The 23,877-nt window shown below is 71.3% G+C and carries 19 protein-coding genes and 1 pseudogene; 8 read left to right on the forward strand and 12 right to left on the reverse strand.

Annotated elements, in window-relative coordinates; translation table 11 throughout:
• Positions 1–155: 155 nt before the first annotated feature.
• The 3 genes from ACWFRJ_RS42115 to ACWFRJ_RS42125 all read left to right on the forward strand — a co-directional run bounded on the left by ACWFRJ_RS42115 (position 156) and on the right by ACWFRJ_RS42125 (position 3,876).
• Positions 156–2,378, forward strand: coding sequence for a heavy metal translocating P-type ATPase (locus tag ACWFRJ_RS42115; RefSeq protein WP_453544019.1), 2,223 nt, complete (start codon positions 156–158; stop codon positions 2,376–2,378).
• Between the two features lie 152 nt (positions 2,379–2,530).
• Positions 2,531–3,220 carry a copper homeostasis protein CutC gene (locus ACWFRJ_RS42120; protein WP_453543943.1) on the forward strand — a complete coding sequence of 230 codons (690 nt, stop codon included), beginning with the start codon at positions 2,531–2,533 and terminating at the stop codon, positions 3,218–3,220.
• A 98-nt stretch (positions 3,221–3,318) separates the two neighbouring features.
• The gene (locus ACWFRJ_RS42125; RefSeq protein ID WP_453543945.1) at positions 3,319–3,876 is read left to right on the forward strand and encodes a DUF2165 domain-containing protein; all 558 of its coding nucleotides are present in this window, start codon (positions 3,319–3,321) and stop codon (positions 3,874–3,876) included.
• On the opposite strand, the gene ACWFRJ_RS42130 is transcribed toward ACWFRJ_RS42125, so the two are convergent.
• A complete protein-coding gene (locus tag ACWFRJ_RS42130) occupies positions 3,873–5,999 on the reverse strand; it encodes a HelD family protein (protein ID WP_453543947.1) in 2,127 nt (708 codons plus the stop codon). The genes ACWFRJ_RS42125 and ACWFRJ_RS42130 overlap by 4 nt on opposite strands.
• A gap of 484 nt (positions 6,000–6,483) precedes the next feature.
• Between ACWFRJ_RS42130 and ACWFRJ_RS42135 the strand changes: the two are divergent.
• A pseudogene (locus ACWFRJ_RS42135) lies at positions 6,484–7,608 on the forward strand (glycosyltransferase 87 family protein); the annotation flags it as partial.
• Here the strand turns inward: ACWFRJ_RS42135 and ACWFRJ_RS42140 are convergent.
• Together ACWFRJ_RS42140 and ACWFRJ_RS42145 are read right to left on the reverse strand one after the other, a co-directional pair.
• Entirely contained in the window at positions 7,514–9,157 is a 1,644-nt protein-coding gene (locus ACWFRJ_RS42140) for a DNA repair helicase XPB (protein ID WP_383321604.1), read from the reverse strand. The pseudogene ACWFRJ_RS42135 and the gene ACWFRJ_RS42140 sit on opposite strands and share 95 nt — an antisense overlap.
• 100 nt (positions 9,158–9,257) lie before the next feature.
• Positions 9,258–11,873, reverse strand: coding sequence for a helicase-associated domain-containing protein (locus ACWFRJ_RS42145; RefSeq protein WP_453543950.1), 2,616 nt, complete (start codon positions 11,871–11,873; stop codon positions 9,258–9,260).
• A 188-nt stretch (positions 11,874–12,061) separates the two neighbouring features.
• On the opposite strand from ACWFRJ_RS42145, the gene ACWFRJ_RS42150 reads away from it, so the two are divergent.
• Positions 12,062–13,141 (forward strand): hypothetical protein, encoded by a 1,080-nt coding sequence (locus ACWFRJ_RS42150; protein ID WP_453543952.1) that lies wholly within the window; start codon positions 12,062–12,064, stop codon positions 13,139–13,141.
• Between the two features lie 28 nt (positions 13,142–13,169).
• Here the strand turns inward: ACWFRJ_RS42150 and ACWFRJ_RS42155 are convergent, their stop codons facing one another.
• Genes ACWFRJ_RS42155 through ACWFRJ_RS42170 form a run of 4 tightly spaced genes read right to left on the reverse strand, consistent with a single transcriptional unit; the run spans position 13,170 to position 17,141 of the window.
• Entirely contained in the window at positions 13,170–14,159 is a 990-nt protein-coding gene (locus ACWFRJ_RS42155; RefSeq protein WP_453543954.1) for an ABC transporter substrate-binding protein, read from the reverse strand.
• Positions 14,156–15,013 carry an ABC transporter ATP-binding protein gene (locus ACWFRJ_RS42160; protein WP_453543956.1) on the reverse strand — a complete coding sequence of 286 codons (858 nt, stop codon included), beginning with the start codon at positions 15,011–15,013 and terminating at the stop codon, positions 14,156–14,158. The genes ACWFRJ_RS42155 and ACWFRJ_RS42160 overlap by 4 nt, the downstream gene beginning before the upstream one ends.
• Positions 15,010–16,143, reverse strand: a complete 1,134-nt coding sequence (locus ACWFRJ_RS42165) for a FecCD family ABC transporter permease (RefSeq protein ID WP_453543958.1) — start codon at positions 16,141–16,143, stop codon at positions 15,010–15,012. Before ACWFRJ_RS42165 ends, ACWFRJ_RS42160 begins: the two co-directional genes overlap by 4 nt.
• Positions 16,143–17,141 carry a FecCD family ABC transporter permease gene (locus ACWFRJ_RS42170; RefSeq protein WP_453543960.1) on the reverse strand — a complete coding sequence of 333 codons (999 nt, stop codon included), beginning with the start codon at positions 17,139–17,141 and terminating at the stop codon, positions 16,143–16,145. Before ACWFRJ_RS42170 ends, ACWFRJ_RS42165 begins: the two co-directional genes overlap by 1 nt.
• Before the next feature lie 132 nt (positions 17,142–17,273).
• On the opposite strand from ACWFRJ_RS42170, the gene ACWFRJ_RS42175 reads away from it, so the two are divergent.
• The gene (locus ACWFRJ_RS42175; RefSeq protein ID WP_453543962.1) at positions 17,274–17,897 is read left to right on the forward strand and encodes an HAD family hydrolase; all 624 of its coding nucleotides are present in this window, start codon (positions 17,274–17,276) and stop codon (positions 17,895–17,897) included.
• A 22-nt stretch (positions 17,898–17,919) separates the two neighbouring features.
• On the opposite strand, the gene ACWFRJ_RS42180 is transcribed toward ACWFRJ_RS42175, so the two are convergent.
• Positions 17,920–18,171 (reverse strand): hypothetical protein, encoded by a 252-nt coding sequence (locus ACWFRJ_RS42180; protein WP_453543964.1) that lies wholly within the window; start codon positions 18,169–18,171, stop codon positions 17,920–17,922.
• 171 nt (positions 18,172–18,342) lie between these two features.
• On the opposite strand from ACWFRJ_RS42180, the gene ACWFRJ_RS42185 reads away from it, so the two are divergent.
• Positions 18,343–18,726 carry a cold-shock protein gene (locus ACWFRJ_RS42185; RefSeq protein WP_389905124.1) on the forward strand — a complete coding sequence of 128 codons (384 nt, stop codon included), beginning with the start codon at positions 18,343–18,345 and terminating at the stop codon, positions 18,724–18,726.
• A 46-nt stretch (positions 18,727–18,772) separates the two neighbouring features.
• On the opposite strand, the gene ACWFRJ_RS42190 is transcribed toward ACWFRJ_RS42185, so the two are convergent.
• The 4 genes from ACWFRJ_RS42190 to ACWFRJ_RS42205 form a co-directional block, all read right to left on the reverse strand.
• Positions 18,773–19,657, reverse strand: a complete 885-nt coding sequence (locus ACWFRJ_RS42190) for a 1,4-dihydroxy-6-naphthoate synthase (protein ID WP_453543967.1) — start codon at positions 19,655–19,657, stop codon at positions 18,773–18,775.
• On the reverse strand, positions 19,650–20,339 hold the full coding sequence (locus ACWFRJ_RS42195; protein ID WP_453543969.1) for a futalosine hydrolase: 690 nt from the start codon (positions 20,337–20,339) through the stop codon (positions 19,650–19,652). Before ACWFRJ_RS42195 ends, ACWFRJ_RS42190 begins: the two co-directional genes overlap by 8 nt.
• Complete coding sequence (locus ACWFRJ_RS42200) at positions 20,309–20,818, reverse strand: DUF2771 domain-containing protein (protein ID WP_453543971.1); 510 nt, start codon at positions 20,816–20,818, stop codon at positions 20,309–20,311. The genes ACWFRJ_RS42195 and ACWFRJ_RS42200 overlap by 31 nt, the downstream gene beginning before the upstream one ends.
• A 122-nt stretch (positions 20,819–20,940) precedes the next feature.
• Positions 20,941–22,341 (reverse strand): MFS transporter, encoded by a 1,401-nt coding sequence (locus ACWFRJ_RS42205; RefSeq protein ID WP_453543973.1) that lies wholly within the window; start codon positions 22,339–22,341, stop codon positions 20,941–20,943.
• Positions 22,342–22,756: 415 nt separating this feature from the next.
• Here ACWFRJ_RS42205 and ACWFRJ_RS42210 point away from each other — a divergent pair, with 415 nt between their 5' ends.
• Positions 22,757–23,695 carry a DUF3027 domain-containing protein gene (locus tag ACWFRJ_RS42210; protein WP_383269980.1) on the forward strand — a complete coding sequence of 313 codons (939 nt, stop codon included), beginning with the start codon at positions 22,757–22,759 and terminating at the stop codon, positions 23,693–23,695.
• Positions 23,696–23,877 lie beyond the last annotated feature (182 nt).

A 23,877-nucleotide genomic window follows, 5' to 3' on the forward strand; every position in this document is an offset into this window, starting at 1 on the left:
TATACATGGATCTTATCGGGGGTACCCACCCCGGGTACCCCACCCCCAAGGAGCCCGCAGACATGTCCACCACACGCGATACAGCCGGTACACCCGGCGCACCTGGCGCGGCCGGCGCCACCGAGGTGGCAGAAGTAGAGCTCGCCATCGGTGGCATGACCTGCGCCTCGTGCGCGGCCCGGATCGAGAAGAAGCTCAACCGCATGGACGGCGTCGAGGCGACCGTCAACTACGCCACCGAGAAGGCCAAGGTCAGCTACCGCGGCCAGGACATCGCCGTGGACGACCTGATCGCCACGGTCGAGGCCACCGGCTACACCGCGCAGGAGCCCGCCCCGGCCCGTACGGAGGCGGGGCAGGACCCGGCGGCGGACGGTGACCAGCAGGCCGACGACGGACTGCGGCCCCTGCGGGAGCGGTTGACGACGGCCGTCCTGCTCTCCGTCCCCGTCATCGCGATGGCGATGATCCCGGCCCTGCAGTTCGAGTACTGGCAGTGGCTGTCGCTGACCCTGGCGGCGCCGGTCGTGACGTACGCGGCCTGGCCCTTCCACAAGGCCGCGTTCACGAACGCGCGGCACGGCGCGGCCACGATGGACACGCTGATCTCGGTCGGCACGTCGGCCGCGTTCATCTGGTCGCTGTGGGCGCTGTTCTTCGGCACGGCCGGTACGCCCGGCATGACCCACCCCTTCGAGCTGACCATCTCCCGCACGGACGGCGCAGGGAACATCTACCTGGAGGCCGCGGCGGGCGTCACCGCCTTCATCCTCGCCGGGCGCTACTTCGAGGCGCGCTCCAAGCGCAAGGCGGGCGCGGCCCTGAAGGCGCTGCTCCAGCTGGGCGCCAAGGACGTCACCGTCACGCGGGGGGACGGCCGTGAAGAGACCATCCCCGTCGGAGACTTGAAGGTCGGCGACCGTTTCCTCGTACGGCCCGGCGAGAAGATCGCCACCGACGGCAAGGTCGTCGAGGGTGCGTCGGCCGTGGATGCCTCCATGCTCACCGGCGAGTCCGTTCCGGTCGAGGTCGCCAAGGGCGACTCCGTCACCGGCGCCACGCTGAACGTCGGCGGACGCCTGGTCGTCGAGGCCACCCGCGTCGGCGGCGACACCCAGCTCGCCCGCATGGCCAAGCTCGTCGAGGACGCGCAGAACGGCAAGGCGGCGGCCCAGCGCCTCGCCGACAAGATCTCGGCGGTCTTCGTGCCGGTCGTCATCGCGCTCGCCGTCGCCACCCTCGGCTTCTGGCTCGGCAACGGCTCGGGTCTGACGGCGGCCTTCACCGCGGCCGTCGCCGTACTGATCATCGCCTGCCCCTGCGCCCTGGGGCTCGCGACGCCGACCGCCCTCATGGTCGGCACCGGACGCGGCGCCCAGCTCGGCATCCTGATCAAGGGCCCGGAGGTCCTGGAGACGACCCGCAAGGTCGACACGATCGTCCTGGACAAGACCGGCACCGTCACCACCGGCAAGATGACCCTGCTCGCCACGCATGCCGCGCAGAGCACATCCGAGGATGAAGTCCTGCGTCTCGCGGGCGCGTTGGAGCACTCGTCGGAGCACCCCATCGCCCAGGCGGTGGCCACCGGCGCGGCCGAGCGGGTCGGCACGCTGCCCACCCCCGAGGACTTCGCGAACGTGGCGGGCCTCGGCGTCCAGGGCATCGTCGAGGGCCACGCGGTCCTGGTCGGCCGTGAGGCGCTGCTCGCCGAGTGGGCGATTCGGCTCCCCGTCGAGCTCGAGCGGGCGAAGGCGCAGGCCGAGGCGGCGGGGCGTACGGCCATCGCGGTCGCCTGGGACGGCGAGGCGCGCGCGGTCCTGGAGGTCGCCGACGCCGTGAAGGACACAAGCCCCGAGGCGATCGAGCGCCTGCGCGCCCTCGGCCTGACCCCGATCCTCCTTACCGGCGACAACAAGGCGGTCGCGGCATCGGTGGCCGCCGAGGTGGGCATCGCCCCCGCTGATGTGATCGCGGAGGTCATGCCGCAGGACAAGGTCGACGTGGTGAAGCGGCTCCAGGCGGAGGGCCGGAGCGTGGCGATGGTCGGCGACGGCGTGAACGACGCCGCCGCCCTCGCCCAGGCCGACCTGGGCCTGGCGATGGGCACGGGCACGGACGCCGCGATCGAGGCGGGCGACCTGACTCTCGTACGAGGTGACCTGCGCGCGGCGGCCGACGCCATCCGCCTCTCGCGCCGCACCCTCGGCACGATCAAGTCGAACCTGTTCTGGGCCTTCGCCTACAACGTGGGCGCGCTGCCGCTGGCCGCGGCCGGTCTCCTGAACCCGATGATCGCGGGCGCCGCGATGGCGTTCTCCTCGGTCTTCGTGGTCGGCAACAGCCTGCGCCTCAGGGGGTTCAAGCCGCTGAGCTGAGGGGTTCAGGTGTACATGTCTTTCGATCACCCTGGTGCGCTTGGGGCGCGCCGGGGTGATCTGCGCGTAGGCTGGGTAATTGGACTAGACCTATGTGACCTGTCTGCGGTCGCGGCCGCGACCCCCGGACCCGGACCCGAAGGAAGACATCCATGAGCAAGCGTGCAGTCCTGGAGGTGATCGCCCTCGACGCCGAGGACGCCGTCGCCGCCCAGGCCGGAGGCGCCGACCGCCTCGAGCTGGTCACCGACATGGCCGCGGACGGCCTGACCCCGTCCTGCGAGACCTTTGCCGAGATCCGCGCCGCCGTGGACATCTCCCTGCGCGTGATGCTGCGCCTCGCGGACGGCTTCGACGCGGGTGACGTCGACGCTCTCGTACGCCGTGCGCGCGAGCTCAGGATCGCGGGCGCCGACGAGTTCGTCCTCGGCTTCCTCGACGAGGTCGGCGGCCCCGACCTGATCGCGGTGGAAGCGCTGGTGGACGAGCTCGACGACTGCCGCTGGACGTTCCACCGGGCCATCGACCGGACCCCCGACCGCGACGCCCTGCGCAAGCAGCTCGCGGACCTGCCCGGCCTCGACACCTACCTCACCGCGGGCTCGGCGACCGGCGTGGACGACGGCCTGACCACACTGATCGCCGAGGCCGCCCGGTCCGGCGAACCGGGCTACGAGCAGCAGATCCTGGTGGGCGGCGGCCTCCGCCTCGACCATCTCCCGCAGCTCAAGGCGGCCGGCGTCGACGCCTTCCACATCGGCGGGGCATCGCGGCCCGGCGGCTGGACGGCACCGGTCTGCGCCGAGGCCGTCGCCCGGTGGCGGGCGGCAGTGGACGCCTGACCCCTTTCCGCCCAGGGCGCCTGATCGCGTTCCCCCTGGGACGCGATACAACTGGGCGGACAACGGCCGGACAAAGGTCGGACAAAGAGGGGGACTTCATGCCGACACCAGCGAACAAGACGCGCCCTGCGGACCGGATACTCGCGGCCGGGACACTGCCCGTGGCCGCGATGGTGCTCACCGGGACGGTGGCGCTCTACATCGCACTCGTCGCGTTCGGGAACATCACCGACTTCGACAACAACCAGCAGTACGTACGCCATGTCCTGGCGATGGACACCACCTTCAAGGACGACGACCTGATGTGGCGCGCCATCGGGTCCACCGCGCTCCAGGACGCCGCGTACGTCGGAATCATCGTCTGGGAGACCCTGGCCGCACTGGTCCTCCTCACGGCGACGGTCCTGTGGGCCGGTGCCCTGCGCCGCCCTCAGGGGCTGCGCAAGGCCCGACAGACGGGCACGATCGGCCTGCTGATGATCCTCGTCCTGTTCGGGTTGGGATTCATCGGGATCGGCGGCGAATGGTTCGCCATGTGGCAGTCGGAGGACTGGAACGGCCTGGACGCGGCCACGCGGATCGTGACGCTCGCGGGCATCGTGCTCGTCGTCACGCACCTGCCGTCCGCCGGCGCCCCGGCGGACGAAGGGTCCTAGCGGGCGAGCTGCTCCGGCAGCTCGGCCGCGTGGACGACGGTGAGCCCCGAGACGGCACGGGTCAGGGCGACGTAAAGCCGCCGCAGGCCGGTCCGCTCGTCGGGCTCGCCGTCGACCACGGCGGCGGGTTCGTCGAGGACCACGTAGTCGTACTCGAGCCCCTTGGCCAGGGATGCGGGCACGAGCGTGAGCCGGGTGTCGGGGGTGGTCTCGTCGCCGGGCGAGAGGTACGTCATCCCGGCGGCGTCGAGGGCTTCGGCGAGCGCGGGGACGCGGGCGTCGGCGGCGATGAGGCCGATGGACCCCTCGTGGCGCAGTGACTCGACGCAGGCTTCGAGGGCGGCGCCGGCCAGGTCCTCCACACGCCGCACCACCAGCGAACCGGCTGACTCACGCACGGACTTGACCTCGGCCAGGCCGGGCGCGATGGAGGGAAGCAGTCGCGAGGCGAACGCGATCACCTCCCGCGGCACACGGAAACCCGCGGTGAGCTCCTCCACCACGGCCTCGCCCTTCCCCAGATGCCCGAGCGCCTCTTCCCAACTCCGCGTGGCCCAAGGGGTGGTGCCCTGCGCCAGGTCGCCGAGGACGGTGGCGGACCCGGTGGTGCAGCGGCGGCCCACCGCCCGGTACTGCATGGGGGAGAGGTCCTGCGCCTCATCGATCACGACATGCCCGAGGGAGTGGGTCCGGGCGACGAGGTCACTCGCCTCGTCGATCAACACGGCATCAGCGGCGGACCACTTGGCAGCCTTGACGCCGCGTACGGGCTTGGCCCAGAGGATGAGCTTCTGCTCGTCGGCGTCGAGGATCCCCTCCGCGTGCTCGGCGAGGAACTCGGCGTCGGAGAGCAGCCGCAGCACCAGCTTGGCGGGATCGACGGGCGGCCACACGGTCTTGACGGCGGCCTTCACGGCGGAGTTGCGGGCCACGGCGTCCTGTACGCGGTCGTCGGGGGCCTCGCCCGACCTCTCCATCTGTACGAGCACGGAGTGCGCGATGCGCTGAGGAAGGGCGTCGCGCGCGGCTCCGTACCGGATGTCGCGGCCGAGCAACTCTGCGACAAGCTCCTCGAGTTCGTGCGCGGGGATACGCCATCGCCGCGACCCGCGCACCACCATGAGGGGCTCGCTGGGCGTACTCACGTGGGACCGCAGGGCCTTCCGCAGTACCTCGGCCATGCGGGCGTCGCCCTTGATGACGGCTGCGGGCGCTTCGTCGACGCCGCGCACCTCGACGTGCGAGACGAGATCGTCGACGGTGGCCTGCTTGACCTCCAACTCGCCGAGCGCGGGCAGCACTTGCTCGATGTAATGCAGGAAGGACTTGTTGGGCCCGATGACCAGGGTGCCGGTCCTGGCCAGGCGCTCCCGGTGGGCGTACAGGAGGTAGGCGACGCGGTGCAGGCCGACGGCGGTCTTACCGGTACCCGGTCCACCCTGTACGCAGACGGACCCGCCGAGCCCGCTGCGCACGATCTCGTCCTGCTCGGGCTGGATCGTGGCGACGATGTCGCGCATCGGGCCCACGCGGGGCCGCTCGATCTCCTGCTGGAGCAGCTTGCTCGTCCGCTCGACCTCGTCGGCGTCGCTGAGACGTTCGTCCTCGTACGCGGTGAGGTCACCGCCCGTGTACCCGAACCGCCGCCGCAGGGCGATGTCCATCGGCGCCTTCTTGGAGGCCCGGTAGAAGGGCTGCGAGACGGGGGCGCGCCAGTCGATGACCATCGGGTCGCCGTCGGCGTCGTGGACGTGCCGCCGGCCGATGTAGAACTGCTCGCCCTCGGCGCCTTCCGCCTGCTCGGCGCCGGGGGCGTGGAGGTAGTCGAGGCGGCCGAAGAAGAGGGGGGTGTGCGAGAGGTCGGCGAGGGATTTGATCCGCTCGTCGATCTGGCTCTGCAGGACGGCGGCGTTCACCCAGTTCGCCGTGACGTCGCGGATGTCGAGGGCCTCGGCGTCCTCGCGCATCGCTCTCAGGGCGGAGCGGGATGCGGCGAGGTGGGACTGCTCGTGGGAGAGGGGGTTGGGGTGGGCCTGCACGGTTGCCTCCGGCCTGGGTGCGGGTTCTGGGCCGCCGGTTTCCGTCCGGTCGGCGACCGCGTTCCACGCGGGCAGACCGGGCATCTTATGCCTCCCCTGCATGGAGGGGCCACCGAATTTCCCCCCGGGGCGGGGACGGCCCCGGGCTCCGCCCGAACGAACAAGCTCTCCCACCCACCCGCCCGATCACCCCGGGTCTCGCCTGGACGAACAAGCTCTCCCACCCACCCGCCCGATCACCCCGGGTCTCGCCTGGACGAACAAGCTCTCCCACCCACCCGCCCGATTGCCCGGCATCGAGACGTGAGGGGACGTGTCGGTATTTCCGCCCGGAGCACGGTACTCAGCACTCCCCCGCCGAAGCAGACACGCGCCCACCAGCGGATGGCGAGGACGGACATACCGGCGCGGCCCCGCACCCACAGACGAGCGGCCCCCGAGGTCCACTAAAGTCGCCGCCGTGAAGCAACCCAGGGTGAGCGGAAAGTCACGTTACGTATTCGCTCTCCTCGCCCTCGCCCTCTCCCTCGCCGCCCTCGCCACCCTCTGCCTCGCCCAGCACATCCCCATGGCCGACACCCTCGTCTACCGGGCCGAGGGCGCCGCCGTGGCCAACGGAGGCGATCTCTACGGGTTCACCGTCACCGAGTGGGACCTCCCCGCCACATACCCCCCGTTCGCCGCCATCCTCTTCGTACCGACCACCTGGCTCCCCCTCCCCGCCCTCAAGCTCGCCTTCATCGCGGGGAACATCGCCCTCCTCGTACTCCTGATCCACCTCTCCTGCCGCCTCGCCCGCATCCCCACCCGCCTCGCCCCCCTCCTCGCAGCCACCGCCCTAGCCCTCTGGCTGGAGCCCGTCTTCCAGACCATCGTCTTCGGGCAGATCAATCTCGCCCTCGCCTGTCTGATCCTCTGGGATCTGACCAGACCCCCCGGCGCCGTGGGCAAGGGCTTCGCCATCGGTGTCGCCGCCGGGATCAAGCTCACCCCGGCGGTCTTCATCGCGTACCTCTTCCTCACCGGGCGCGTACGCGAAGGTCTGACCGCCACCGCGGCCCTCACCGCCACCATCACGCTCGGCGTACTCACACTCCCCGCCGCCAGCGCCGACTTCTGGACCCACCGGATCTTCGAGACGGGCCGCGTCGGCAAGGCGTGGATCGTCGACAACCAGTCGCTTCAGGGGCTCATCGCCCGCATGGCCCACGACCCGCATCCGGGCCTCCTGTGGGCCGTCCCCGCCACCCTCATCGCCGTCACCGGGATGTGGCTGGCCCGCAGCCGACAAGCGGGCACCCCCGGCACCCCCGGCACCCCCACCGAAGCCCGCGGCGTCCTCCTCGCCGCAGCCACCGCGCTCCTCGTCTCGCCCATCAGCTGGTCCCACCACTGGATCTGGTGCGTACCGCTCCTGACCCTGCTCATGGCGGAGGGCCGCCCCCGCCTGACCTTGGCGGTGGCGACCCTCTTCACGGCCCGCACCCTGTGGCTCATCCCGCACCAGGGCGACCTGGACCTGCGACTACCCCTCTGGCAGCAGCCGCTGGCCTCGCCCTACCCCCTGCTGACCCTCGCGCTCGTAGCGACCGTCGCCCTCAGTTGTCCGCAAGGAGCTCGTCCGCGTCCACGATCCGGTACGCGTACCCCTGCTCGGCGAGGAACCGCTGCCGGTGCGCCGCGAAGTCCTGGTCGATCGTGTCCCGAGCCACGACGGAGTAGAAGCGGGCCTCGTGACCGTCAGCCTTCGGACGCAGCACGCGACCGAGCCGCTGTGCCTCCTCCTGGCGGGAGCCGAACGTTCCCGACACCTGGATCGCGACCGTAGCCTCGGGCAGGTCGATCGAGAAGTTCGCGACCTTCGAGACGACGAGGACGGAGATCTCGCCCTCCCGGAACGCGCCGAACAGCTTCTCGCGCTGCGCGTTCGTCGTCTCGCCCTTGATGACGGGGGCGTCCAGGTGCTCGCCCAGCTCGTCCAGCTGGTCGATGTACTGGCCGATGACCAGGGTCTGCTCGCCCGCGTGCTTCTTGACGAGCGCTTCCGTCACCTTCCGCTTCGTCGCCGTCGTGGCGCAGAAGCGGTACTTCTCCTCGGCCTCGGCCGTCGCGTACGCGAGCCGCTCCGAGTCCGTCAGGTTGACCCGCACCTCGACACAGTCGGCGGGCGCGATGTACCCCTGCGCCTCGATCTCCTTCCACGGAGCGTCGAACCGCTTGGGTCCGATCAGCGAGAAGACGTCGGACTCCCGGCCGTCCTCCCGCACCAGCGTGGCCGTCAGACCGAGGCGCCGCCGCGCCTGGAGGTCGGCGGTGAACTTGAAGACGGGGGCGGGGAGCAGGTGCACCTCGTCGTAGATGACAAGGCCCCAGTCCCGGGAGTCGAAGAGCTCGAGGTGCGGGTAGACGCCCTTACGCTTCGTCGTCAGGACCTGGTACGTGGCGATGGTGACCGGGCGGATCTCCTTGCGCGTACCGCTGTACTCGCCGATCTCCTCCTCGGTCAACGAGGTCCGCTTGATCAGCTCGTGCTTCCACTGCCGGGCGGAGACCGTGTTGGTCACCAGGATCAGCGTGGTCGCCTTGGCCTCGGCCATGGCACCGGCCCCGACCAGCGTCTTGCCCGCGCCACAGGGCAGCACGACGACGCCGCTGCCGCCGTGCCAGAACCCCTCGACCGCCTGCTTCTGATACGGCCGCAGCGCCCAGCCGTCCTCCGCGAGCTCGATCCGGTGCGCCTCGCCGTCGACGTAACCGGCGAGGTCCTCGGCGGGCCAGCCCAGCTTCAGGAGGGTCTGCTTGACCTGCCCGCGCTCGGAGGGATGGACGACGACGGTGTCCGCGTCGACCCGCTCACCGACGAGCGGCTGCACCTTCTTGGACCGCAGGATCTCTTCAAGGACCGGCCGGTCGGTGGTGGTCAGGACGAGGCCGTGCACGGGGTGCTTGGAGAGCGTGAGCCGTCCGTAGCGCGCCATCGTCTCGGCGATGTCCACGAGCAGCGCGTGCGGCACGGGGTAGCGCGAGAACTCCACAAGGGCGTCCACGACCTGCTCGGCGTCGTGCCCGGCCGCACGGGCGTTCCACAGGCCCAGCGGCGTCACGCGGTAGGTGTGGATGTGCTCGGGAGCACGCTCCAGCTCCGCGAAGGGGGCGATGACACGGCGGCAGGCGTCGGCCCGCTCGTGGTCGACCTCGAGCAGGAGAGTCTTGTCCGACTGGACGATCAGGGGACCATTCACGCGCGCACCCTTTCGGTAAGCCAAACGTCCAGTGTGCCGCATGGCGCGCGAATACGTTCCGGCCTCAGTCGCCGCCCTAGCAGTCGACCAGTAGCCGGGCTCAGTCGTCAGCCAGCTCCGCGACCCCTGTGACGCGGTGCAGGGGGTACGTCCTGACCTCGTCCGCCGTGTGGTCGTACGCCGTCACGAAGCCGCCCTCTACCCGGATCGGGGCGATCACGCGCTGGCTTGCCGAGCCCTCGGCGTTCACGTAGCCGATCCAGACCGCCTCGCTGGTCAGGACCGCGGCCTGCATCGTGGCGAGGGTCTCCGCCGCCGTCGTGCGGGGCAGCGCGTCGCCCGCCTCCGGGGTCGCCTTGCGGGGGGCGGTCGACGCCAGGTCGCCCGCGCGGATGGCGCGTACGGCCGCGCCGGTCAGGGTGGAGTCGGCGAGCGGCGGGCCGTCATGGACCGGCTCGGGCGCGGTGCGGGGCGGTGAGCGGTGGGCGTGCGCTCGGGTGATCAGTACGTCTCCCTCGGCGCTCTCGGCGGCGGGCGCGAAGCCCATTCCGCGCAGGCCTTCGAGGAGCGCCCCGGGGTCGGCCTGGGCGGCGAGCACGGTCGGTGAGAGACGGCGCAGGCGCAGGCCCTGGGAGCGCTTGTCGGCGAGGATCTCGTTCAGGAGCGCCTCGTCGTCGCAGCGCACGTACGCGGAGGCGGCGCCGATCCGCAGGTGGCCGTGTTTACGGGCGACGTCGTCGATGAGGTACGCGAGCGGCTGCGGAACCGGCGTACGGGAGTGCGCGGCGAGGAAGGCGTGCAGGTCGGACGCGGACTTCCCCGCGTCGAGCGCCCGCCGCACGGAGCCGGGCGTGAACCGGTACACCGTCGCCCCGCCCTTCGACTCGACGTCGGCGAGCACGGAGAGGGTCTCGGCAAGGGGCCGGTCGAGGGGGCCCGGGGCCACCGCCGTGAGGTCGGCCTGCAGAAGGACGTGGCCGAGCGGCTCGGGGAGCTGCGGCGCGAGGAGCCTGGCGGCTCGTGCGCCGTACGCGGCGAGTTCGGCGGGGGAGAGGTGGGCGGCGGCTGCTCCTGATTCCGGTCCCGCCGGACCCTCCCCGTTCTTCCCGTTCTCCCCGCTCTCGGAGCCGAGCAGCGCGCGTCCGTGCGCGGACAGCGCCCCGCGTCCCGTGACGCCGAGCAACTCCGCCTCGTTCAGCGTCCATTGGGCGATCCGGGCCCGCAGTTCCATGGGCGCCCCGCCGGACGAGAGGCCGGACGCGGGGCCCGAAGACACGCCGCCCGCCGACGCGCCGCCCCCGGCCGAGCCCCTCGGCGGTCGCTCCCAGCGCAGGCGCGCGAGGATCGACGCCGGTGTCGGGCTCGCGCCGTCCGGCAGTGTGGTGAGGAGCGTGAGCACCCGGTGCCGGATCTCCGGCGCGGATGAGCGGTCGAGGTGCGGGCCGAGGGCCGAAAGGGTGCGGTCCTTGCCGTCCCTGCCGCCGATCAGGCCCGATGTGCGGGTCGCCGTCAGCCAGGCCGTGGCGAGGACGGACCAGCGCTGGGCGGCGGGCAGTTCCTGCCAGTCGTCGTACGCGGGCGTCGCCGCGTACCGCTCGTCCGCCTCGCCGTCCGACGCCACGAGGCCCGCCGCGTAGGCCAGTTCGACCCAGAACGCGGCCACCGGCTCCGGCACGTCGAGTGCCACCGCCGTCCGTTTCAGGTCGCGCACGCTCAGGCCGCCCGCGCGAAGGACGGTGGGACCGCCCTCGTCCCAGTCCTTCAGGAGCTCCTCGACGGTGTCGAGCGCCATGTACGCCTGGCTCGCCGCCGCCTCGTCCACAGCCTGTGGACGGTGTTCGCGCAGCGCGTCGACGGCCGGCGGCACCGGTTCGAGGACCCGGTGGGCGCGGCCCGCGCGCAGGTGCAGGGCGGCCTCGCGGGAGAGGACGACCGTGCCCGGCGAGGTCGGGAGCAGCAGACCGCGGTCCAGGAGCCAGCGCAGGTGGCGCGCCGGATCGGCGGTCACCTGGCCGTACGGCGGGCCCCAGACGAGCCGCGAGAGCACCTCGACGGACTCGGCGGGGGCCTCGTCCAGGAGCGCCGACATCCGCGTGCGGTCCGTGAAGAGTTCGGTGAGCGAGCGCACCGCTGAGACGGCGTCGTGTGTGGAGGGGAGCCCGGCCGCCGCCACGATGTCCTGCATGCGGTTCGGCGACATGCCCGCGGTGGCCTCGGCGACGGTCGGGCCGAGACCGGTGGGCGAGGGGTACTGCGGGGCGGGGGCGAGGAGTTCGCGCGCGGTGCGGACCAGGCGCAGGCGGTCGTCGGAGCCCCAGATGAGGGCCTGCTCGCGGAGGGTGTCCAGGGCGCGGCCGAGAGCCGCCTCCACGGCGGCGCTGCTTCCCGCGCCGCTCCCGCCACCTTCGCTTCCCCCGCTTCCCTCGTCTCCGGCGACGAGTGCGTGCAGTTCTTTGTACGTCGCCGGTTCCGGGGCCACGGCGAGCGCCTCGGCGACCTGCTGCGAGAACCGGTCGAGACGCTCGAGGGCGCGGACCACGGAGGCGCGGGTGGCCGCGCGGGTGGCGAGCTGGGTGAGGTCGTTCGGGACCGGCGTGAGCAGATCGGGGCGGGCTCGGAGCAGCGCGCCCAGGGACGCGTCGTCACGGGAGCGGAGTGCCTCGGCGAGGGACCGGGGGGTGTCCGCTGGGCGCTGGGGCTGCTCGTCGGTGCTCATCACGCTCACCGTAGCGGGTCGGGTTGCGCTGTTGCTCCGGTTGCGGGGCGGGGCCGCGCCGGTATGTACGTACGGTCGCGCGCGCTCGAGCCGCGTCCCCCGGGCCCCGCTCTCCGGCGGACGCGATACCGTCGACCCACCGGGTACAACGGGCGGGTCGTCAACCGGGCCGCCCCGGAGGGGACTTCGTGGGGATCGAGAGCGATCAGCTCGTCTTCGACTATCTGAGCCGCGTCGGCGACCTGGCTCAGCAGTACCAACTGCCGTCGGGCACCCGTATGCGGCTGGTCCGCGAGCTGCGGAACGAGATCGACCGGAGCCGGGCGAAGACGTCGGCCGACAGCCCGGCAGCGATACGCCGCATCCTGGACCGCCTCGGCGCCCCCGAGGACCTGGTCGAAGCGGCGGGCGCAGGATCCGGTGACGTAGCGGAGAAGACCGCGCCCCGCCCCGCCGTCCCCACCCAGCGCACCCAGCGCACCCAGGAGCCGAGGAAACCGAAGGAACCCAAGGAACCGAAGGAACCGACGGAACTGAAGGAACGCGCCAAGCGCCTGCGCCGCGTGGTTCCCCGCCCCCGCCCGGCGGCGGAGAAGCCGGAGCTGCCCGAGGAGGACCCCGGTCCTTCCCCGCCGCACCTCGCGGGCACGGACGAGCTCGGTGACAGCGGCTCCGAGCCCGACTGGTGGCGGACGGACAGCAGCCCCTTCGGCCTCGGCGACAGCGTGCCGGGCTTCACCGGCGGCGTAGAGATCCCGGAGATCCTCAAGCCCCCGCCGAAGAAGCGCCTCGAAAAGGACGAGAAAGAAGCGGAGGAAGAGGAGGAAGACGACGAGGAAGAGGAGTGGGAGGAAGAGGACGAGCCCGCCGCCACGCGGCGCCGCATCCGCATCCGCCGCCCCACGGCGGCAGCCGTGGCCCCGGGCGCACCCCGCTTCACCAACCCCCTCCTCCTGCTCGCCGCTGCCCTGCTCACCGTCGGCGCCATCCTCGGCAACTGGATCGCCCTCGGCGGCGGCTGGCTCCTCGCCTACACCTCGCGCAGGCTGAGCCGCGCCGAGGCGAAGCTGGCCGTCATCGGCATGCCGGTGCTCGCCGTGGCCGCCGGGATCACCTGGCTGTGGGGCAGGAGCGAACGCCGCTGGGGCGATCCCATCGTCGAAGGCCACATGAGCGACGCGATGGCCGAGACCGGGCCGTGGGTGGTACGCGGCGCGGCCGTCGCCTCCGCGCTCTTCCTCCTGTGGAGATCGCAGCGGCGACAGTAACTACTGCCGGCAACTACTGCCGCGTCCCCTACTGCCGCGTCAGGTCCGTACGCATCTCGTCCAGGATCTTGTCCGCCGCCGTGTAACCGATGCCCTGGATCCACAGCTCGTCGTCGACGGTGTGGACGTGGCCCTTCTTGACCGCGTCCATGTTCTTCCACAGGCTGCTGCCGACGGTCTGCGTCTGCTTGGCCTTCTTCGGATCGCCGTAGGTGGAACGGAAGATGACGTCGGCGTCGGCGAGGTCGACCTTCTCGGGCGACACGTCGTACGAGAAGCCGTCCTTGGCCTTGGCCGCGATGGCAGGGCGGCCAAGACCCACGTCCTTGAGGAGCGTGGCGATGTACGTCCGCTCGCCGTAGACGCGGATGTCCGCGCCCTCCACGAAGCGGACGACGTTGACCTTCGTCGCGGCTGCCTTCGCCGGGCCGCCGACGGCAGCGGTGACCTTTTCGGCGTGCGGGGTGTAGTCGGAGACGACCTTCTTCGCCTCGGCCTTCTTGCCCAGCGCGTCGGCGTGGACCTGGAAGTTCTCCTTCCAGGGGTAGCCGGTGTTCTCCGTCATCACGGTCGGCGCGATCTGCTTGAGCTGCTCGTACTTCGCGGCATGCCGGATCTTGCTGGTGAGGATGACGTCCGGCTTGAGGGCCGCGATGGCCTCCATGTTCGGGTTCAGCATCTCGCCGACGTCCTTGATGCCGCTGACCTTGTCCTTGGGCAGATAGCCGGGGAAGCCCGACGACGCCTCGACGTGCGTGGAACCGACCGGCTTCACGCCCAGCGTGATCGCGGAGTCCAGCTCGGCCGTGTCGAGGACGACGACCCGCTCGGGCGCGACCGGGACCTTCACGTCTCCCATGGCTGTCTTGACGACGTGCGTACTGCCCGGGTCCGAACCGGCGGCACCCTCGCCGGAGTCCGACGAGCCGCACGCGGAGAGCGCGAGCGCGCCGCTGAGGGCGACGGCCCCCGTGGCGAGGGCACGGCGGCGATTCACTGAACTGGTCCTGGTGGTCATGGCTTGGGGGCCACCTTCCGGTCGGACGAGGGCTGCGGGCGCGACTGAGCGACCCACGGAGCCCCCGGGACGACCAGGGGCGACCCCGTCACCGGATCCGGTACCACCACACACTCCAGACCGAACACCTCGCGCACGAGATCCTCGGTGACGACATCGGCGGGCGCGCCCTCGGCGACGATCCGGCCCGTCTTCATGGCGACGAGGTGATCGGCGTACCGGGCGGCCTGGTTGAGGTCGTGCAGGACCACGACCACGGTCCGCCCCCGCTCGCCCTCCGGCGTGGGCGCGGCCAACTGCCTCACCAGATCGAGGACTTCCACCTGGTGCGCGATGTCCAGATACGTCGTCGGCTCGTCAAGGAGCAGGATGTCCGTCTCCTGCGCGATGGCCATCGCGATCCACACCCGCTGGCGCTGACCGCCCGACAGCTCGTCCACGGACCGTTCGGCGAGGGCTGTGACGTCGGTACGTTCCATCGCCTCCGTCACGGCACGCTCGTCCTCGTCGGACCACTGCTGCCACCAGTGCTGATGCGGCTGGCGTCCGCGTGCGACGAGGTCGGCGACGGTGATCGCCTCGGGGGCGACCGGCGTCTGCGGGAGCAGCCCGACCTGCTGGGCGATCTTCCTGGTCGGCAGCTTGGCGAGCGCGTCGCCGTCGAGCAGGACCGCGCCGCTCTTGGGCTTGAGGAGGCGGCCGAGAGCGCGCAGGGTCGTCGACTTCCCACAGGCGTTGGGGCCGACGATGACCGTGACCTTGCCGTCGGGCACCGCGAGGTCGAGCTCGTGCACGACTTCGCGGTCCTCGTAGGCGAGGGTCAGCTCGCGGGCGCTGAGGCGGGCGGCGGTCACTGGGTGCCTCCATTGCGGACGGAACGGCTGCCGGACCGGACGCCGTGGCTTCTTACGATCAGCCAGATCAGGTACGGGGCTCCGACGGCCGCCGTGAGAACCCCGACCGGCAGCTCGGTCGGCGAGAAGAGACGCCGGGCGAGCAGGTCGGCGACGACCATGATCAGTGAACCGAGCAGCGCCGAGCAGAACAGCGGGATCTGCGCGGTGCGGGTCATCCTGCGGGCGATCTGAGGGGCGAGAAGGGCCACGAAGTCGACGGGACCCGCGGCGCCGGTCGCCACGGAGGCGAGGACGACGCCGAGCAGGACGAGACCGAGCCGTACGTGCCCCAGGCGTACCCCGAGCGCGGTCGCCGTGTCGTCGTCCATGGTCACCGAGCGCTGGGCGCGGGCGGCCCAGAACACGAACGGGAGCAGGACGAGCAGGGTCAGCGAGAGCGGCCCGGCCTCCGCCCAGCCGCGTCCGTTGAGCGAGCCCGTCATCCAGATCTGCGCCTGCTGGGCGACGAGATAGTCGCCCTTGGTCATGAAGAGCGTGGTGATGGACCGCAGGGCGATCGCGAAGCCGATGCCGATGAGCACGAAGCGGGTGGCGTGCAGGCCGCCGCGCCAGGCGAAGACGTACACGAGAGCGGCGGCGGCGATACCGCCGAGCACCGAGAGGTAGGGCAGGACGGTGGCGGACGTGACCCCGAGGGTCATCGCTCCCACCGTCAGGGCGCTCGCACCCTGGCTGATGCCGATGATGTCGGGGCTGGCCAGCGGGTTGCGGGCGACGGTCTGGATGAGCCCGCCCGCGACGCCGAAGGCCGCGCCGACGAGGAGGCCGACGACCAGACGGGGTTCGCGCAGCGTTCCCACGACCAGCTCGTCCGGTGACGGCTGCCCCGTCAGGACCTTCAGGACTTCGCCTGGCGGGACGAAGGCTTCGCCTATGCAGAGGTAGGCGAGGCAGGAGGCGCCCAGGAGCAGGGTGAGGCAGGCGGCGACCACGGCCGCACGACGGTGCAGCAGGAAGGCGGCACGGCCCACCCGAAGCACGGTGTACCCGGCGGGCTTGATGCGGGGTGCCGGGTGGGTGGGCGGGAGACCTCCGCCGCGAAGCGGCGGTTCAGAAGCAACGGACATCAGGCAGCAACCGCCTTCCGGCGCACCAGGGTCACAAGGAACGGCACCCCGATGAGCGCGGTCATCACCCCGGCGGGCACCTCACTGGGCGGGAAGATGACGCGCCCGACGGTGTCGGAGACGAGCAGCATGACCGGCCCGAGGACAGCGGCCATCGGCAGCACCCAGCGATGATCACTGCCCACGATCGCGCGAGCGATGTGCGGGACCGCGAGCCCGATGAACGCGATGGGCCCGGCCGCCGCGACGCCCGCCCCCGTGAGCACGGTCGCCCCGAGCCCCCCGACGATCCGTACGGTCGCGACCTTCTGTCCGAGCCCCTTGGCCACGTCCTCGCCGAGGGCGAGCGCGTCGAGCCCCCGGGCCACGGACAGCACGAGAACGAGACCCACGAGCAGGAACGGCCAGATCTGCCCGACGATCTCCGCGTCGCGCCCGGAGAGCGAGCCCACCTGCCAGAAGCGGAACTCGTCCAGGGCCGACGCCTTGGTGGTGAGGACCGCGGTGGTCAGGGAGACGAGGAGCGCGTTGATCGCGGCGCCGCCCAGGGCGAGCTTCACGGGGGTCGCCCCGCCCCGTCCGCTCGCGGCGATCGCGTACACCGCGACGGACGCGATGCCCGCGCCGACGAAGGCGTACCAGACGTACCCGGTCAGGGTGTGCACGCCCGCGAACGCGATCGCCATGACCACGCCCACCGAAGCGCCCTGGCTGACGCCGAGGATGCCGGGGTCGGCGATGGGGTTGCGGGTGATGCCCTGGAGGACCGTGCCGGCGAGGGCGAGCGCGGCGCCGACCATCAGGCCGATGAGCGTGCGCGGCACCCGCATCTCGCGGATGACCTCGGCGGCGTCGCTGTGCCCGCCGTGCAGGAGTGCGTCGATGACGGCGGACGGCGCGATCGCGCGGGCGCCGACGGAGAGGCTGAACAGGACCGCGAGCAGCAGGGCCACGACGGCCGCCGTCATCGCGACAGCGCGTCTGGCTGACACACGCATCGGCTGAGCTCGTTTCGGGTCGGTAGGGCTGAGCAGGCGCAGTAAGGAGCAGGCGCGGTAAGGCTTGGCTAAGTCTAAGGGGGGCGCCCCTGGACCCGGCCCCGGTCGTCGAGGCCTCGGCACAATGGCCCCATGACCACCTCACGCGCTCTGACCGTCGGCTTCGACCTCGACATGACCCTGATCGACTCCCGGCCCGGCATCAGGGAGGCCTACCGGGCCCTCTCCGCCGAGACGGGAACGTACATAGACATCGATCTCGCCGTCACCAGGCTCGGCCCGCCCCTGGAGCAGGAGCTGCGCCACTGGTTCCCCGATGAGCGGATCGAGGAGATGGCCGACCGCTACCGTGAGATCTATCCCACATACGCCATCGCCCCCACGCTCGCGATGCCCGGCGCCCCCGAGGCGGTCGACGCCGTGCGCTCCCACGGCGGCCGGGCGATCGTGGTGACCGCCAAGCACGAGCCGAACGCGAAGCTCCACCTGGCGCATCTGGGCATCGAGGCGGACGCGGTGATCGGCTGGCTGTGGGCCGAGGCGAAGGCGGACGCGCTGCGCGAGCACGACGCGGCCGTGTACGTCGGTGACCACACCGGTGATGTACGCGGCGCGCGTACGGCGTCCGCGCTCTCCGTCGCGGTGGCGACAGGGCCGTGCGACGCAGCGGAACTGCGCGCGGCGGGCGCGGACGTCGTGCTCGGCGACCTGACGGAGTTCCCGGCCTGGCTCGAAGCGTACGTCGCGGGCGCCTGAGCCGACCGCCGCCGGGCGCCCGCTAAGTGGCCGCCGATTTCGCCTGGCGGCGCTGAACGGCGATACCGCGCAGCACTCCTGCCACGGCGATGACGAATCCGACGCCCATCAGCATGCACACCGCGTACGCGATGGATGGGAAGGGGTCGGTGCCGAGGAACAGTGGGGCCACCGTGACCAGAGTGGCCACGGCGCCGACGAAGAAGACGATCGCTCCGGTACGGACCAGGCCATCGCCCGGTCCGGCGGAATTCGCTTGGGTTTTGTCACGCACCCGACCAGGGTAGTTCCCAGCCCGAAGGAAGAATCCGGGGACGTCTTGTCACCGGCCTCCGGACCAATAGTCTTGGTTCCGGCGGGTCGGGCGACCCGCTGTAGTGCTATCCAGAGCCGTTTTCCGCGGCATAGACGCGTACGACGACGAGTACGAGGACGAGGACTTCAGGTGCCTACCGGCAAGGTCAAGTGGTTCAACAGTGAGAAGGGCTTCGGCTTTCTCTCCCGCGATGACGGCGGCGACGTCTTCGTGCACTCCTCCGTACTGCCCTCAGGTGTCGAGACACTCAAGCCCGGTCAGCGCGTCGAGTTCGGCGTCGTGGCGGGCCAGCGCGGTGACCAGGCCCTGTCGGTGGCGATCCTCGACCCGACGCCGTCCGTGGCCGCCGCCCAGCGGCGCAAGCCCGACGAACTGGCGTCCATCGTCCAGGACTTGACGACCGTTCTGGAGAACATCACGCCGATGCTGGAGAAGGGGCGCTACCCCGACAAGGCGTCGGGTGCGAAGATCGCGGGCCTGCTGCGCGCGGTCGCCGACCAGCTGGACGTGTAGATACAGGCCGCGAGGCCTGTGGATACCGGCCGAATTGCCGGCCGAATTATCGGCCGAAGGAGAGCGCGTCGGGCGCGAGGGGCGGTACGAGCCCCTCCGCCGCCGCTCGCGTGAGGAGTCCACGGATCGCCGCGTAGCCGTTCTCGCCCAGGTCGGCCGTGAACTCGTTCACGTACAGACCGATGTGCTGGTCGGCGACCGCCGGATCCATCTCCTGAGCGTGCTCCTGTACGTAGGGACGCGAGGCCTCGGGGTCGTCCCAGGCCATCCGCACCGACGTACGGACGGTGTCCGCGAGCTGCCGCAGGCGCTCGTCGCCGAGTGACCGCTTGGCGATGATCGCGCCGAGGGGGATGGGCAGGCCCGTCGTCTTCTCCCAGTGCTCGCCCATGTCGGCGAGGCAGTTGAGCCCGTAGTTCTGATAGGTGAAGCGCGCCTCGTGGATGACGAGCCCCGCGTCGACCTTGCCGTCCCGCACCGCGGGCATGATCTGGTCGAAGGGCAGCACCACGATCTCGCCCACGCCGTCACCGGCCAGGGTGTCCGCGGCCCAGAGCCGGAACAGCAGGTACGCCGTCGACTTCTCGCTCGGCACCGCGACCGTCTTGCCGGTGAGGTCGACCCCGGCCTCCCGGGTGAGCACCAGCGGACCGCAGCCGCGTCCCAGTGCCCCGCCGCACGGCAGCAGGGTGTACTCGTCGAGGACGTAGGGCAGGACGGCGTACGACACCTTCAGGATGTCGAACTCGCCGCGCTCGGCCATGCCGTTGGTGATGTGGATGTCGGCGAACGTCACGTCGACTCCGGGCGCGCCGGGCACCCGGCCGTGGGCCCAGGCGTCGAAGACGAAGGTGTCGTTGGGGCAGGGCGAGTAAGCGATCTGCAGCGCGTTCGCGTCCTGCGTGGACTCCTGCGTGGGTGATTCAGTCATGCCGTTTCCAACTCTCCAGTACGGGCGCGAATTTCCCGAACGCGCCTCCCAGCGCGCCGAGCGCCTCGCCGATCCGCCAGGCCCCGCGGTCCCGCGGTCCGACGGCGTTGGAGATCGCGCGAATCTCCAGGACGGGCAGTGCGTGAGCGGCGGCGGCCTCGGCGACGCCGAATCCCTCCATCGCCTCGGCAAGTGCCCGCGGATGGCGGCGCCGCAGCTCGGCGGCGCGCTCGGCGGAGCCGGTCACGGTGGAGACGGTCAGGACGGTGCCGGTGAGAGCGCCGCAGGCGGCTGCCATGTCCCGTACGAGGGAAACGGGCGGCTGATGGGTGACGGCGCCGAACCCGAGTTCGGTTACGGGCAGGAAACCGTCGGGCGTCTCGGCGCCCAGATCCGCCACGGTGATCTCTTCGGCGAGCACGAGGGAGCCGATGGCCGCGTCGGGCTGGAAGCCGCCGCCGATTCCGGCGGAGATCACGAGGTCGTACGGGGTGCGTGCGAGGGCTGCCGCCGTGTGCGCCGCGGCGGCGGCGGGGCCGACGCCGACAGCGACGGCGTCGGCGTGCGGGGGCAGCCGGTCGGCCACCGCGTCCCTTTCGGCGGGGACGGCGGTGGCCACCAGAATCCGGAGGGGCGACACCGGGGACTCGGTCAGGCGTCCTTCTCGAGCTTGAACGACCACAGGCCCGTCGCCTTGGCGGTCGAGCCCTTGCCGCCCTCGAGCAGGCTGACGGTGGTCGACTTGGAGCCGCCGCCGTACTGCTGGTTGAAGAAGACGCTGCCGGGGATGACGACGTACGTCTTCTTGCTGGCCTCGGTGAGCGGCTGACCGTTCATCAGGAGCGTCCAGCCCTTCTCGGCGACCTCGGGGTCGACGCCGAAGCGGACCTTCTCGTCGGGGTCGACCTTGATGGACTTGACGTCCGTTTCCTTGAGGCAGCCCTGCAGCTGGGACTGCTCGAGCTCCTTGCCGTCGTTGTAGCAGGAGGCCTCGGTGTTCACCGAGTCGCTGCCGACCGTGACGGTGGCGAGCGGCGTCGGCTTGTCGCAGGCCGACAGGACGAGGAGTCCGGCGGAGACAGCGCCAATGGCGGCCACGGAACGGCGGCGGCGCGCCGAGCTGTGAACGTGTGCGGCTCCGCCGCGGAGCAGGGAGGTCATGGGCGAAGGCTATCGGGCACCCCGTGCCGTCTCGCCACGTGGGGGTCGCGGCGTGCCGCGCCTGTTGTTTTGGCGTGCCGTACCCATTGTTTCGGCGCGCCGTACTCACTGATCTGTCGGGCTCACGCCACTCGCGGTCGCTGCTTCCCGCCGTGCCGGGCCGCCGAGAGCAGGCCCCGCACGGTCGAAAGCCAGCCGAGTCCGACGATCGCCGCCGCCACCGAGAATCCCAGTGCCCCGTTCAGCGGCAGGGCCATGCCGATTCCGCCGCCCACCACCCACGCCACCTGAAGGATGGTCTCCGAACGGGCGAAGGCGGAGGTCCGCACCTCTTCCGGTACGTCCCGCTGGATCAGGGCGTCCAGGGAAAGCTTCGACATGGCCTGCGCGAAACCCGCCACCGCGCCCAGACAGGCGACGCCCACCGCCCCGAAGAACACCGCGGCGGTGATCGCCACGCCGAGGGCCACGCCGACGACGGTCACGATGATGACCTCCGGCGCCCGCGATCTCAGGCCGGCGCCGACGGCGGTGCCGAGCGCGTTGCCCGTTCCGGCCGCCACTCCCACAATCCCCAGGGACACCGCGGCGCTCTGGCCCCCGAGCGGTTCCTCGCGAAGGAGGAAGGCGAGGAAGAAGATGAGGAAGCCGGAGAGACAGCGCAGTGACGCGTTCGCGGTGAGGGCGTGCGTGACGGCGGGTCCGACCGTACGCAGGCCGAGGCGCCGCTTCTTGGACGTGTCCGTCGCGGCTTCGACGCGGGCGTGCAGATGCAGGTGCTCCTCGTCGGCCGCGAGCAGCGCCTTGTGTTCGCCCTTCGCCGAGTCGACCTTGGACGGCAGGGAGAGGGAGAGGAGCATCCCGACGATGAAGATGACGAAGGCTCCGTACAGCGGCCAGCGCGGCCCGAGCGCCTGGAGCCCCGCGCCGACGGGAGCCGCGAGCCCGGTGGCGAGAAGACCGCCGAGCGTGACTCTCGAATTGGCTTTGACCAGGGAGAAGCCTCTGGGCAGCAGCCGGGGCACGACGGCACTGCGTACGACCCCGTACGCCTTGGAGGCGACCAGGACGCCGAGCGCGGCGGGATAGAGCTCCAGGCTCCCGGTGATCACCGCTTCGGAGAGCAGCAGGGCGAGCAGGGCGCGGGCCAGCATCGCGGCTGCCATCGCGTAGCGGCGGCCGTGCGGGAGGCGGTCGAGGAGGGGGCCGATGACGGGGGCGAGGAGAGTGAAGGGCGCCATGGTGATGGCGAGATAGAGGGCGACACGGCCGCGGGCCTCGTCGGTCGGCACGGAGAAGAAGACGGTAGAGGCGAGCGCGATGGTGATCATCACGTCGCCCGCGCCGTTCACGGCGTGCAGTTCGATGAGCTTGCCGAGCCCCGACTCGCCCGCGCCGTGAGCGTGCGTGGCCTTGCGGATACCGCGGGCCGTGCCGGTGAACGGCAGGTGCAGGGCGCGGCCGACCCAGCGGGCGGCCCGGTTCAACACCGGGCGACGTCCGCTTACTCTCTGGGACGACAACCTCGCGGCAGCCACCTCGTCATAGTGCCCCTTAAAGACGTGTACTAGTGCGCATACGCTGTCGGGCAATCGGGCGGGCGGCCGGAAATCCGCTGCGGGGCGGTTGCGGGGCAATCGGGTGGGTGGGTGGGAAAACCACCGCGAAGCGACAACGAAGCGGCAACGAGCTGGGCTCCGATGCAGGGTGCGGGCACGCCGGTGTAGGCCCAGGGGCCAGGAGAAGGTAGCGTGCGTAGCGCGCCTGCGGCGGTTGTTCTTGGCCGCGCGCCTCTCGGTCATCCCGCAGAATGGATGACGTAGGTGCGCCCGAGGACGTTCGGGCGCGGACGTCGACGCGGCCCTCAGGTCCGCTCCGTCCGCACCCCCGCGTATGGGTGGCGCACTCGTGAGACGGCGTAATGGAGAAGCGATACCTGTGAGCGCAGCGACAACGCGAAGCCGTACCCCGCGTACCCCGCGTACTCCCGACCGCCTGTGCGCCGAGGCGGTGGGACTGGCCAGGGAAGCGGCCGAGGAGACCGCCGCGCCCGGTGTGGTCGGTGAGCATGTGGAGGTCGTGGTCGAGGGCGACCGCGTCGTCACGCACCTGTTCGAGTGCAAGGACTTCGGCTACCGGGGCTGGCGCTGGGCCGTGACGGTGGCCCGCGCCTCGCGCGGCAAGATCGTCACGCTCGACGAGACGGTGCTGCTTCCTGGGCCCGACGCGCTCCTCGCACCCGAGTGGGTGCCTTGGAGCGAGCGGCTTCGTCCCGGCGACATGGGTCCCGGGGACCTCCTTCCGACCGATGCCGAGGACCTGCGCCTCGAACCCGGATTCTCCGGCGAGGAGGAGCCGCCGCCGAACTCCGTGTTCTCGGAGGAGATGGCGGAGCTGGTCGAGGCGGAGGACGCCGAGATCACCGAGGGTCCGCCCGCCGAGCTGCCTTCGGCGCCCGCGCGTGGCTCGATCGCCGCGATCGCGGACGAACTCGGCATGCGCCGGGCACGCGTCCTCTCCCGGTACGGGCTGCATGCCGCGGCCGATCGCTGGGAGGAGTCGCACGGAGCGAAGACGGCGATGGCGCAGGCCGCGCCCGCGTCCTGCGTCAGCTGTGGCTTCCTTGCCCCGATCGGCGGATCGCTCGGGCAGGCGTTCGGGGTGTGCGCGAATGAGTTCGGTCCTGCGGACGGGCATGTCGTGTCCCTCGCGTACGGCTGCGGGGGCCATTCGGAGGCGGCCGTGATGCCGACACCGACGCGGCCTGCCGCGCCGGTCCTGGACGAGACCCGGGTAGATGTCCTGCCGCTGCGGCCCGCTGCCGACTCGGGGTCGGTGACGTTGGTGGGGGCGGGGGAGGATCTCGGCCACTCCTGAGCTCCCGCTGGGGGTGGCGGGGGGTTTGTTCCTTGTCTGCGGCCTGGTGGTCGCTGCCTTTCCGCGCTTCGCGCGAGTTTTTCCCGCCCGCCCACCCGTTGACCCGGGGTAATCGGGTGGTGGGCGGGAGACACCCGCGCGAAGCGCGGAAAAGGTGCCCACCGGCCCGCAGGTGACGTACG

It is taken from the genome of Streptomyces sp. NPDC055239 (genome assembly GCF_053606205.1).

Coding starts and splice junctions, on each gene's coding strand:
- ACWFRJ_RS42115 (WP_453544019.1), top strand. CDS start 156: ATGACCTGCGCCTCGTGCGCGGCCCGGATCGAGAAGAAGCTCAACCGC.
- ACWFRJ_RS42120 (WP_453543943.1), top strand. CDS start 2,531: ATGAGCAAGCGTGCAGTCCTGGAGGTGATCGCCCTCGACGCCGAGGAC.
- ACWFRJ_RS42125 (WP_453543945.1), top strand. CDS start 3,319: ATGCCGACACCAGCGAACAAGACGCGCCCTGCGGACCGGATACTCGCG.
- ACWFRJ_RS42130 (WP_453543947.1), bottom strand. CDS start 5,999: ATGCCCGGTCTGCCCGCGTGGAACGCGGTCGCCGACCGGACGGAAACC.
- ACWFRJ_RS42145 (WP_453543950.1), bottom strand. CDS start 11,873: ATGAGCACCGACGAGCAGCCCCAGCGCCCAGCGGACACCCCCCGGTCC.
- ACWFRJ_RS42155 (WP_453543954.1), bottom strand. CDS start 14,159: ATGACCACCAGGACCAGTTCAGTGAATCGCCGCCGTGCCCTCGCCACG.
- ACWFRJ_RS42165 (WP_453543958.1), bottom strand. CDS start 16,143: ATGTCCGTTGCTTCTGAACCGCCGCTTCGCGGCGGAGGTCTCCCGCCC.
- ACWFRJ_RS42170 (WP_453543960.1), bottom strand. CDS start 17,141: ATGCGTGTGTCAGCCAGACGCGCTGTCGCGATGACGGCGGCCGTCGTG.
- ACWFRJ_RS42175 (WP_453543962.1), top strand. CDS start 17,274: ATGACCACCTCACGCGCTCTGACCGTCGGCTTCGACCTCGACATGACC.
- ACWFRJ_RS42190 (WP_453543967.1), bottom strand. CDS start 19,657: ATGACTGAATCACCCACGCAGGAGTCCACGCAGGACGCGAACGCGCTG.
- ACWFRJ_RS42200 (WP_453543971.1), bottom strand. CDS start 20,818: ATGACCTCCCTGCTCCGCGGCGGAGCCGCACACGTTCACAGCTCGGCG.